General features: G+C 72.2%; 10 protein-coding genes. 3 read left to right on the top strand and 7 right to left on the bottom strand.

Going from position 1 to position 9,569, the window contains the following annotated elements:
* From B8460_RS01170 to B8460_RS01180, 3 genes are all read right to left on the bottom strand, one after another.
* The coding region (locus B8460_RS01170) for a pseudouridine synthase (protein ID WP_048859737.1) at window positions 1–638 on the bottom strand (638 nt) is incomplete at its 3' end.
* Window positions 635–1,852 carry a cytochrome P450 gene (locus B8460_RS01175; protein ID WP_048859738.1) on the bottom strand — a complete coding sequence of 406 codons (1,218 nt, stop codon included), beginning with the start codon at window positions 1,850–1,852 and terminating at the stop codon, window positions 635–637. The genes B8460_RS01170 and B8460_RS01175, both read right to left, overlap by 4 nt.
* A complete protein-coding gene (locus B8460_RS01180; protein ID WP_048859739.1) occupies window positions 1,849–2,565 on the bottom strand; it encodes a gamma-glutamyl-gamma-aminobutyrate hydrolase family protein in 717 nt (238 codons plus the stop codon). Before B8460_RS01180 ends, B8460_RS01175 begins: the two co-directional genes overlap by 4 nt.
* A 45-nt stretch (window positions 2,566–2,610) precedes the next feature.
* On the opposite strand from B8460_RS01180, the gene B8460_RS01185 reads away from it, so the two are divergent.
* The gene (locus B8460_RS01185; RefSeq protein ID WP_048859740.1) at window positions 2,611–3,087 is read left to right on the top strand and encodes a nucleoside deaminase; all 477 of its coding nucleotides are present in this window, start codon (window positions 2,611–2,613) and stop codon (window positions 3,085–3,087) included.
* 4 nt (window positions 3,088–3,091) lie between these two features.
* Here B8460_RS01185 and B8460_RS01190 read toward each other — a convergent pair whose 3' ends face one another.
* Window positions 3,092–3,391, bottom strand: coding sequence for a putative quinol monooxygenase (locus B8460_RS01190; protein ID WP_048859741.1), 300 nt, complete (start codon window positions 3,389–3,391; stop codon window positions 3,092–3,094).
* A gap of 172 nt (window positions 3,392–3,563) precedes the next feature.
* Between B8460_RS01190 and B8460_RS01195 the strand changes: the two genes are divergently transcribed.
* On the top strand, window positions 3,564–5,939 hold the full coding sequence (locus B8460_RS01195; RefSeq protein ID WP_048859742.1) for an FdhF/YdeP family oxidoreductase: 2,376 nt from the start codon (window positions 3,564–3,566) through the stop codon (window positions 5,937–5,939).
* 10 nt (window positions 5,940–5,949) lie between these two features.
* Here B8460_RS01195 and B8460_RS01200 read toward each other — a convergent pair whose 3' ends face one another.
* Genes B8460_RS01200 through B8460_RS01210 form a run of 3 tightly spaced genes read right to left on the bottom strand, consistent with a single transcriptional unit; the run spans window position 5,950 to window position 8,798 of the window.
* Window positions 5,950–7,062 carry a glycosyltransferase family 61 protein gene (locus B8460_RS01200; RefSeq protein WP_048859743.1) on the bottom strand — a complete coding sequence of 371 codons (1,113 nt, stop codon included), beginning with the start codon at window positions 7,060–7,062 and terminating at the stop codon, window positions 5,950–5,952.
* Window positions 7,059–8,309 (bottom strand): phosphoribosylamine--glycine ligase, encoded by a 1,251-nt coding sequence (purD, locus tag B8460_RS01205; protein WP_048859744.1) that lies wholly within the window; start codon window positions 8,307–8,309, stop codon window positions 7,059–7,061. Before purD ends, B8460_RS01200 begins: the two co-directional genes overlap by 4 nt.
* Before the next feature lie 6 nt (window positions 8,310–8,315).
* Window positions 8,316–8,798: a DUF29 domain-containing protein gene (locus tag B8460_RS01210; protein WP_048859745.1), complete on the bottom strand. Its 483-nt coding sequence runs from the start codon at window positions 8,796–8,798 to the stop codon at window positions 8,316–8,318.
* A gap of 41 nt (window positions 8,799–8,839) precedes the next feature.
* On the opposite strand from B8460_RS01210, the gene xseA reads away from it, so the two are divergent.
* A partial coding sequence (xseA, locus tag B8460_RS01215) for an exodeoxyribonuclease VII large subunit (protein ID WP_048859746.1) occupies window positions 8,840–9,569 on the top strand: 730 nt, incomplete at its 3' end.

Raw genomic sequence — 9,569 nt, forward strand, 5'->3', positions numbered from 1 at the left:
CGGATCAGCCGCGAGACATGCAGGCCGAGATGCGCCAGCACGCGGCGGACCTCGCGGTTCTTGCCCTCGCGCAGCGACAGCGACAGCCACGAATTGTCCCCGCGCACGCTGTCCAGCCCCGCCTCGATCGGGCCGTAGCGGACGCCGTCCACCGTCACGCCCTTGGCCAGCGCGGCCAGGGCCGCCGGGTCCGGCCGGCCGTTAACCCGCGCGCGATAGCGGCGCAGCCAGCCGGTGGACGGCAGCTCCAGCCGCCGCGCCAGCGCGCCGTCGTTGGTGAGCAGCAGCAACCCCTCGCTGGTCAGGTCGAGCCGCCCGATGCTGACTACGCGCGGCATGCCGGGGGGCAGGCGTTCGAACACGGTCTGGCGTCCTTCCGGGTCGCGGTGGGTCGTCACCAGCCCGTCGGGCTTGTGGTAGCGCCACAGCCGGGTGCGTTCCGGCGCGCCGATCACCGCGCCGTCCACCTGCACGATGTCGCCGGGTTCCACGAAGGTCGCGGGATGGGTGACGACGGCGTTGTTCAGCCGCACCCGCCCCTCGGTCAGCATGCGCTCCGCATCGCGCCGGCTGGCGACGCCCGCGCGGGCGAGCCATTTGGCGATGCGGTCGCCACGCGCCGGTGTCTCGTCCGTCATGCGAGGCGCACCGGCAGCGCGAGGAAGCCGCGGAAGCGCGCGCGGCCGCCGCGCACCGGATCGCCGGCGGCGGCATAGCCGGGGAAGCGGGCGAGGAAGCGGGCGATGGCAATGCGTCCCTCCAGCCGCGCGAGGCTCATGCCGGCGCATTGATGCGCGCCGGTCGCGAAGGCGAGGTGACGGTTCGGCGTGCGCGCCACGTCCAGCCGTTCCGGGTCGGGGAACTGCGCCGGGTCGCGGTTGGCGGCGCCGATGCACAGATGGATGCGGGTGCCGGCGGGGACGGCGACGCCGCCGATATCCGTGTCGCGCGTCGCCGCCCGGTTGCCGAGCTGGTTGCTGCTCTCGTAGCGGAGGAACTCCTCCACCGCCGTGCGCGCGAGGTCGGGCGTCGCGGCGAGGCGGCGTTTTTCGTCCGGCCAGTCCAGCAGGGCGGCCAGCCCGTTGCCGATCAGGTTGGTGGTCGTCTCGTGGCCGGCGTTGAGCAGGAAGATGCAGTTGTGCAGCAGCTCCGCCTCCGACAGCCGCTCGCCGTCCGCCTCGCCCTGGATCAGCCGTGTCAGCACGTCCTGCGCCGGGTCGCCGGGGGCGGCGCGGCGGCGGGCGACGAGGGTGCGCAGATAGGCGAGGAAATCCGTCACCGCCGCGTCGCCGCGCGCCCGCTGCGCCTCGGTCGGCACCGGCTCCAGCGCGCCGAGGATGGCGAGCGACCAGTCGCGCAGCGGCCCGCGTTCCTCGACCGGCACGCCGAGCAGGTTGCCGATCACCTCGATCGGGATGGCGGCGGCGAAATCCTCGATCAGGTCGGCCGTCCCGCGCGCCGCCATCGCGTCGAGCAGCCGGTCCACGAGGGCGATCAGCGCCGGCTCCATCGCCGCGATCGCGCGCGGCGTCAGCGCGCCGGCGATCAGCCGGCGGACGCGGGTGTGCAGCGGCGGGTCGTTGAACACGAGGCTGGTGGTGTGATGGGCATAGAGCGGCGTGCCGCGCCCGAACTTGGGCGCGAACTCCTCGGTCTTGTCGGAGCTGAAGGTCGCGGTGTCGCGGTAGACGCGGTCGAGATCGGCCCAGCGGGTGAGGAACAGCGAGCCGTCGCGCAGGCGCTTGACCGGGTCATGGGTGCGCAGCGCGCGATAGACCGGATACGGGTCGGCGTAGAACGCGGCCGGCAGGTCGAACAGGTCGAAGCCGTCGGCGAGGCCGGCGTCGCTCATCGCCGTGCCGCGTCGATGAAGGCGGCGAAGATGCGGGCGTCGCCGGGGTCGATCAGGAACTCCGGATGCCATTGCAGGCCGAGGCAGAAGGGATGGTCCGCCGCCTCGATCCCCTCGATCACGCCGTCCGGGGCGGTCGCGTTGACCCGCGCGCGGGGGCCGGCGTCGCGCACCGCCTGATGGTGGGCCGAATTGACCTGCATCGTGTCCTGCCCGGTGATCCGGCGCAGCAGCGTGTCCGGCGCGATCGCGATCGGATGGCCGGGCTGGTGGCGCGGATTGGGCTGCTCGTGTTCCAGCGCGCCCGCGATGGTGTCGGGGATGTGCTGGATCAGGGTGCCGCCCAGGGCCACGGCCAGCAGCTGCTCGCCGCCGCAGATGCCGAGGATCGGCAGCCCGCGCGCCAGCGCCCCGTTCGTCAGCGCCAGCTCGGCGGCCGTGCGGCCTTCCTTCAGCGTGACGGTGGCGTGCCGGTGGGCGGCGCCGTACAGCGCCGGATCGACGTCGAAGGCGCCGCCCGTGACCACGAGGGCATCGAGCCGGTCGAGCCAGGCCTCGGCCAGGGCGGCATCGTGCGGCAGCGCCACCGGCAGGCCGCCGGCCCGGGTGATGGCCTCGGCATAGTTCGCGCGCAGGGCGTACCAGGGATAGGCGGAGTAGCCGCCCGGCGGCTCCGCATCCAGGGTGACGCCGATCAGGGGGGAGCGTGCCATGCCGTGTTGCTAGACCCCGGCCGTGGGCGGGGGCAAGACGGCGGCATGGGATCGACGGAGACGGGAACGGCGGAAAGCGGCCCGATGGCCCGGGCGCTCGCCGAGGCGCGGGCCGCGGGGGCGCGGGGCGAGGTGCCGGTGGGGGCGGTGGTCACCGGGCCGGACGGCGCCGTGCTGGCGGCCTGCGGCAACGCGGTGGAGGCGGGGGCGGACGCGTCGGCCCATGCCGAGCTGCTGGCGATGCGCGCCGCCGCGGCCGGGCGCGGCAGCCGCTACCTCGACGACTGCACGCTGTATGTGACGCTGGAGCCCTGTCCGATGTGCGCGCAGGCGGCATCGCTGTTCCGCATCCGCCGCGTCGTGTTCGGCGCCTATGACCCGAAAGGCGGCGGCGTGGAGCACGGGCCGCGCATCTTCGACGCCGCGTCCTGTCATCACCGGCCGGAGGTGGTGGGCGGCGTGCGCGAGCGCGAGGCGGCGGCCCTGCTGCGTGACTTCTTCGCGGGGCTGCGCGGCGTCTGAGGCGTTAGGTCTTCGCGGATAGTTCGGTGCCGGTCAGCAGCACCACGTCGCCGTCGAGGATCGGCGAGATCGTCGCGAAGCAGCGCGCCAAGGCGGCGGAGGTGTTGTGCCGGTCCATCGCCGCCTGATCCGCGAAGCGCTCATAGGTCGTGAAGATGCAGGGATCGGCGAGGTCCTGCGACACGAAGAAGCCGATCGTGTCGGGCTCGTGCGCCGCGACATGCCGCGCGACATCGAGCAGCGCGTCGCGCAGCACGTCCTCGTGGCCGCCCTGGCAGCGGAGCGTGGCGGTGATCGTCAGCATGCGTCTCTCCCGGTTCGGTGCGCGGCGTCGATTGCAGTCGGATATAGCGCAGGCGGCCGATGAGGGTATCGGCAAAGCACGGCGCGTGTCGCCCGGTCGGGCGCGCGGCATCCCGTAGCGGCGGGCGGCGTTGGTGTGGTGTATCCACGCGATCCGTGGACGGAGCAGCCCGATGAGCGAACAGCAGGCGAATGGCGAGCGGCCCGAGGGGATCGAGCCGTATGACGAGCCGGCGGGCGGCTGGGGCGCGCTGCGGGCGGTCGCGGCGGCGCTGAAGCGCCAGCAGATCGTGATGCAGGGCGCGCGCACGCTGCTCAAGACCAACCAGCCCGACGGTTTCGACTGTCCCGGCTGTGCGTGGCCCGATCCGGCGCATACCTCGTCGTTCGAGTTCTGCGAGAACGGGGCGAAGGCGGTGACGTGGGAGTCGACCGCCAAGCGCGTCGCGCCGGACTTCTTCGACGCGCATCCGGTGGCCGAGCTGTGGACGCGCGACGATCACTGGCTGGAGGATCAGGGGCGGCTGACGCATCCGCTCCGGTATGACGCGGCGACCGACCGGTTTCGCCCGGTCGCGTGGGACGAGGCGTTCGCGATCATCGCGCGGACGCTGAAGGCGCTGCCCGACCCGAACATGGCGGAGTTCTACACCTCGGGCCGGGCGTCGAACGAGGCGGCGTTCATGTATCAGCTGTTCGTGCGGCTGTACGGCACGAACAACTTCCCCGACTGCTCGAACATGTGCCACGAGCCGACATCCGTCGGGCTGCCGCACGCGATCGGTGTCGGCAAGGGCACGGTGACACTGGAGGATTTCGACCACTGCGACGTGATCATTTCGATCGGTCATAATCCCGGCACCAACCATCCGCGCATGATGTCCACCCTGCGCGCCGCCGCGCGGCGGGGCGTGCCGATCGTGGTGATAAATCCTCTCCGTGAACGCGCGCTCGAACGTTTCGAGGCGCCGCAGAATCCGGTGGAGATGGCGACCTTCAGCGCCACGCGCATCGCCAGCACGTATTTCCAGGTGCGCGTGGGCGGCGACGCGGCGGTGCTGAAGGGCGTGATCAAGGCGCTGATCGCGCTCGACGACGCGGCGGTGGCGGCGGGGCGGGCGCGCGTGCTCGACGTCGATTTCATCGCCGCGCATACGAATGGGTATGAGGCGCTCGCCGCCGATGCGCGCGCCGTCGCGTGGGAGGCGCTGGAGCGGGCGAGCGGCCTGCCGCGCGCGGCGATGGAATACGTGGCGGAGCTGTACGCCAAGGGCCGCGCCGTCATCATCTGCTACGGCATGGGCATCACCCAGCACAGCACCGGCACCGCCAACGTGCAGCAGATGGCCAACCTGCTGCTGCTGCGTGGCAATATCGGCCGTCCCGGTGCCGGCATCGCGCCGCTGCGCGGCCATTCCAACGTGCAGGGCGACCGCACGGTCGGCATTTCGGAGATGCCGCCCGCCGCCTTCCTCGACAAGCTCGCTGAGGTGTTCGGCTTCACGCCGCCGCGCGCGCACGGGCATTCGGTGGTGGAGGCGATCGCCGCGATGCGCGACGGGCGGGCGCGGGCGCTGATCTCGCTCGGCGGCAATCTCGCCATGGCCGCACCCGACCCGGAGACGTGTTTCCGCGCCATACGCGGCCTCGATCTCAACGTGACGATCGCGACCAAGCTCAACCGTACGCAGTTGCTGACGGCGCGCGAGACGCTGATCCTGCCGTGCCTCGGTCGCACCGAGCAGGACATGCAGGCGGGCGGGCCGCAATCGGTGACGGTCGAGGACAGCATGTCGATGGTGCATGCCTCGCGCGGGTTCCTCACCCCCGCCTCGCCGGAGCTGCGGTCGGAGACGGCGATCATCGCCGGCATCGCGAAGGCGACCGTCGGCGCGTCGGTCGTGGACTGGGACTGGTACGTGGCCGACTACAGCCGCATACGCGACAAGATCGAGGCGGTGCTGCCTGATCAGTTCCGCGACTTCAACGCCCGGCTGCGCCAGCCGGGCGGGTTCCGCCTGCCGATCCCGGCGGGCGAGCGGGTGTGGAAGACGCCGAGCGGCCGCGCCGAGTTCCACGTCTTCCCCGGCATCGAGGAGGACGAGATGCTGGACGACCCGTCCATCCTGCGCCTGTCCACGCTGCGCGCGCACGATCAGTACAACACGACGATCTATAACCTCGACGACCGCTATCGCGGCGTGTTCGGACGGCGTGACGTGCTGCTGATGAACCCCGCCGACATCGCCGCGCACGGGCTGGCCGAGGGCGCGGTGGTGGACCTCCTGGCGGCGGGGGCGCACGCGCTGCGCGACGACGGCACGCCGCGCCGGCTGTGCGGTCTGACCCTCGTCGCCTATGCGATCCCGCGCGGCTGCTGCGGCGCGTACTACCCGGAGGCGCAGCCGCTGGTCGCGCTCGAGCACATCGACGGGCCGAGCAAGACGCCGTCGTACAAATCCGTCCCCGTGCGGGTGGTGCCGGGCGGACAGGCGTCCGTCCTCGATGTGGAGGTGCGGCGCGAGGGGGTGGCGGGTCGGGTGGCATAAGCGGCGACGCTCACGCGTCGAGCGGCATCGCCCCGAAGACGTGGTCGAGACAGCGGCGCATCGCGTCCTCCTCGACGGTGAAGCTTTCCAGCGGATCGTCGCCGGTGCGACCGAACACGTAGCCCGTCGGCTGGCCGAGCGCGTGGCCGATCGCCGATTGCAGGAATCCCGCGACCGGCGAGCCGTCGCCGCGCAGCGCCGCGACGACGGTGCCGGGCGGGGCGAAGATCGTGCCGTGCAGGGCGGAGCCGTATTCGCCGATGATCTGTCGCGCGCCGGCGAACAGCCGCACCTGATCGATCAGCGGCAGACGGTCCGGGTGGACAATCGCGAACCCCGCCTCCGCTGCCAGCGTCTCGATGCGCGCGCGGTTGGTCAGGCGGCGATGCTCCCGGCCCGACTGCGCGCGCGAGACGAACAGGCGCGCGGGTCCGTGCGGCGCGTCGCCGTGGCGCGCGGCGATGGTCGCGGCAAGCCAGCGGACCGCCGCCGCGAACGGCGCGGTGGTGCGGCTGTTGCAGCGGAGCAGCGTCGGGATCAGCAGCTGCTCGGCGCGTATGCGGTCGTAAAGCGGGTCGTAGCGCAGGATGCGCTCCGCCGGGATGCCGAGCAGACCGAGCCACGCGTCGCCCCAGGCCGGCGTGTTGGACGGCAGCAGATAGGTCACGCGGCCAGGGTCGAACCCGCTGGCATGCAGCGCCGCGAGGCGGGGCAGCAAATCCACCAGCCAGTGGCCCCAGATCACGTGCCCCGGCACCGCGAGCGCGATGCAGGCGCCGGGCACGGCGTGCAGGCGCGGGGGTGTTGCGATCGCGGCATGCACGCGCAGATGGGCTGCTAGAATGTCGTCGTTCAGATAGAGTTCCCGGCATCGAAAGAGCGTGTCGCCGCGGGCGAGCAGGTAGTCGCCGAACACGTCGACGTCGCGCGCGACATAGAGCCCGCTCTCCCACTCCCAGGTCTCGTCGTAGAAGCGGGCGGCGGTTGCGGCGGGGCAGTCGCCGAAGACGAAGCGCGGCGGGGCGGGAAGCGACCGGCGCTCCGGGCTGCGGGGCAGATACAGGATCGTGTCGTCGGCGCGGTCGGCGCAGGCGCGCAGGTCCGCGACCGCGGTCGGGATCATCCCAGCGCCCGCCACCCGATATCGCGCCGGCAGAAGCCGCCCGGCCAGTCGATCGCGTCCACCGCCGCATAGGCGGCATCGCGGGCGGCGCGCAGCGTGGCGCCGGTCGCGCAGACATTCAGCACCCGCCCGCCCGCCGCATGCAGGTCGCCGTCGGCGCCGTGGACGGTGCCGGCGTGATAGATCGTCACGCCCGGGATCGCCGACGCGCGGTCGAGGCCGCGGATCACGCTGCCGGTGCGCGGCGCGTCCGGGTAGCCGTCGGCGGCCAGCACGATGCAGATGGAGGCATCGTCCGACCAGCGCAGGTCGAAGGCATCGAGCGCGCCGTCCGGCACCGCGAGCAGCGCCGGCAGCAGGTCGGAGCGCAGGCGCAGCAGGATCGCCTGGCATTCCGGATCGCCGAAGCGGACGTTGTATTCGATCAGGTGCGGGCCGGCGTCGGTCAGCATCAGGCCCGCGAACAGGATGCCGCGGAACGGCGTGCCCCGCGCCGCCATCGCCGCGAGCGTCGGACGCACGATGCGGTCCATCGTCTCTTCCAGCAGCGGCGAGGTGAGCGCGGGCGCGGGCGTATAGGCGCCCATGCCGCCGGTGTTCGGTCCGCGGTCGCCGTCGAAGGCACGCTTGTGGTCCTGCGCCGCGCCCAGCAGCACGGCGTTGCCGCCGTCGCACAGCACGAAGACCGAGGCTTCCTCGCCGTGCAGGCATTCCTCGATCACCACCGGTCCCTGGCCGATCAGCCGGTCGATCGCGGCATGCGCCTCCGCCTCGGTCGCGGCGACGACCACGCCCTTGCCGGCGGCGAGCCCGTCGGCCTTGACCACGATCGGCGCGCCGCGCCGGCTGATGAAGTCGTGCGCGGGGGCGGCTTCGTCGAAGCGTTCCCACAGCGCGGTGGGGATGCCGGCCTCGTCGCACAGCGTCTTGGTGAAGCTCTTGCTCGCCTCCAGCCGGGCGGCGGCGCGGGTCGGGCCGCAGCAGGCGATGCCGGCCTCGGCCAGGGCATCGGCGATGCCGGCGACCAGCGATGCCTCCGGCCCCGGCACGACGAGGTCGACCGCCTCGCGCTGTGCGAAGCCGACCAGGCTCGCCACGTCGTCGGCGGCGATGGCGACGTTCTCGGCGACGGACGCCGTGCCGGGATTGCCGGGGGCGCACCACAGCCGGGTGAGCAGCGGGCTGCGCGCGATCGCCGCGCACAGCGCATGTTCACGCCCGCCGGCGCCGATGACGAGGACACGCATACGGGCTCAGGCTCCTGGCGCGAGGTGGGCGAGAAGGGCGTCGATGTCGGCCACGCCCGGGCGCGGCACGATCAGATCGTCGAGCGTGTAGGGGCATCGTTCGGGCGCCGGGCGCGGCGGCAGGCGGCGATAGGTCATGCGCGTGACGACGGCGCGGGCGTCCTGGTAGAGGAAGTGCAGGTCGATCGCCTGACGCATGGAAGGGGCGAAAGCCTTCCTGGCGTCGATGAGGAACACAAACGCCTCCTGCCGCCATTTGGCCGCCGGGCCGTCCGGCCAGCCATGTAGCTTCAGCAGATGCTCCATCGCGCGCGTCAGCAGGCTTTCCACCGTCCGCAGTTCCGACCGCCCCACGCTCTCGACCTCTTCGATCACGTTCGCCCAGTCGATCGCGTCGTTCACCCGCTCCCCGCGCGCGAGGCGGCGCAGCAGGTCGGCCTGCCGGTCCGACCACAGCAGGATGTCGGCGGTGTAGAGATCGTCGGGCATCACCCCTCTCCTGACGCGGGCGGGCGTCCTATAACAGGCCGATGGACGCCACGGCACAGAGCAACATACCGGAATACAGCGTCGCCGACATATCGGCGGCGGTGAAGCGCACGCTGGAGGGCGCGTTCGGCCGCGTGCGGGTGCGCGGCGAGATCACCGAGCTGAAGCGCTATCCGTCCGGGCATATCTACCTGTCGCTGAAGGACGAGGGCGGCAAGCTCGCCGCCGTCATCTGGAAGAGCGTGGTCGCGCGCGGCCTCGGGCTCGATCCGGAGAACGGGGTCGAGGTGATCGCGACCGGCAAGCTCACCGCCTATGGCGACCGCTCGACCTATCAGCTGATGATCGACCGGCTGGACTATGCCGGGGCGGGCGCGCTGCTGGCGCGGATCGAGGCGCTGCGCCTGCGGCTTGCGGCCCAGGGCGTATTCGACGCCGCCCGCAAGCGGGCGATCCCGCGCCTGCCGCAGGTCATCGGCGTCGTCAGTTCGCCGCAGGGCGCGGTGATCCAGGACATACGCACCACCATCCTGCGCCGCTTTCCCCGCACTATCCTGCTCTGGCCGGTGCCGGTGCAGGGCGAGGGGGCCGCGGAGCGGATCGCCGCCGCCATACGCGGCTTCGACGCCATCGCGCCGGGCGGCCCGCTGCCGCGGCCGGACGTGCTGATCGTCGCGCGCGGCGGCGGCAGTCTCGAGGACCTGATGGCCTTCAACGACGAGGCCGTGGTGCGCGCCGCCGCCGCCTGCCGCATCCCGCTGATCTCCGCCG

This window comes from Acidisphaera rubrifaciens HS-AP3, from assembly GCF_000964365.1.
Lineage (GTDB): Bacteria > Pseudomonadota > Alphaproteobacteria > Acetobacterales > Acetobacteraceae > Acidisphaera > Acidisphaera rubrifaciens.

Coding starts and splice junctions, on each gene's coding strand:
- B8460_RS01200 (WP_048859743.1), bottom strand. CDS start 7,062: ATGATCCCGACCGCGGTCGCGGACCTGCGCGCCTGCGCCGACCGCGCC.
- B8460_RS01210 (WP_048859745.1), bottom strand. CDS start 8,798: ATGCCCGACGATCTCTACACCGCCGACATCCTGCTGTGGTCGGACCGG.
- B8460_RS01190 (WP_048859741.1), bottom strand. CDS start 3,391: ATGCTGACGATCACCGCCACGCTCCGCTGCCAGGGCGGCCACGAGGAC.
- purD (WP_048859744.1), bottom strand. CDS start 8,309: ATGCGTGTCCTCGTCATCGGCGCCGGCGGGCGTGAACATGCGCTGTGC.
- B8460_RS01180 (WP_048859739.1), bottom strand. CDS start 2,565: ATGGCACGCTCCCCCCTGATCGGCGTCACCCTGGATGCGGAGCCGCCG.
- B8460_RS01175 (WP_048859738.1), bottom strand. CDS start 1,852: ATGAGCGACGCCGGCCTCGCCGACGGCTTCGACCTGTTCGACCTGCCG.
- B8460_RS01195 (WP_048859742.1), top strand. CDS start 3,564: ATGAGCGAACAGCAGGCGAATGGCGAGCGGCCCGAGGGGATCGAGCCG.
- B8460_RS01185 (WP_048859740.1), top strand. CDS start 2,611: ATGGGATCGACGGAGACGGGAACGGCGGAAAGCGGCCCGATGGCCCGG.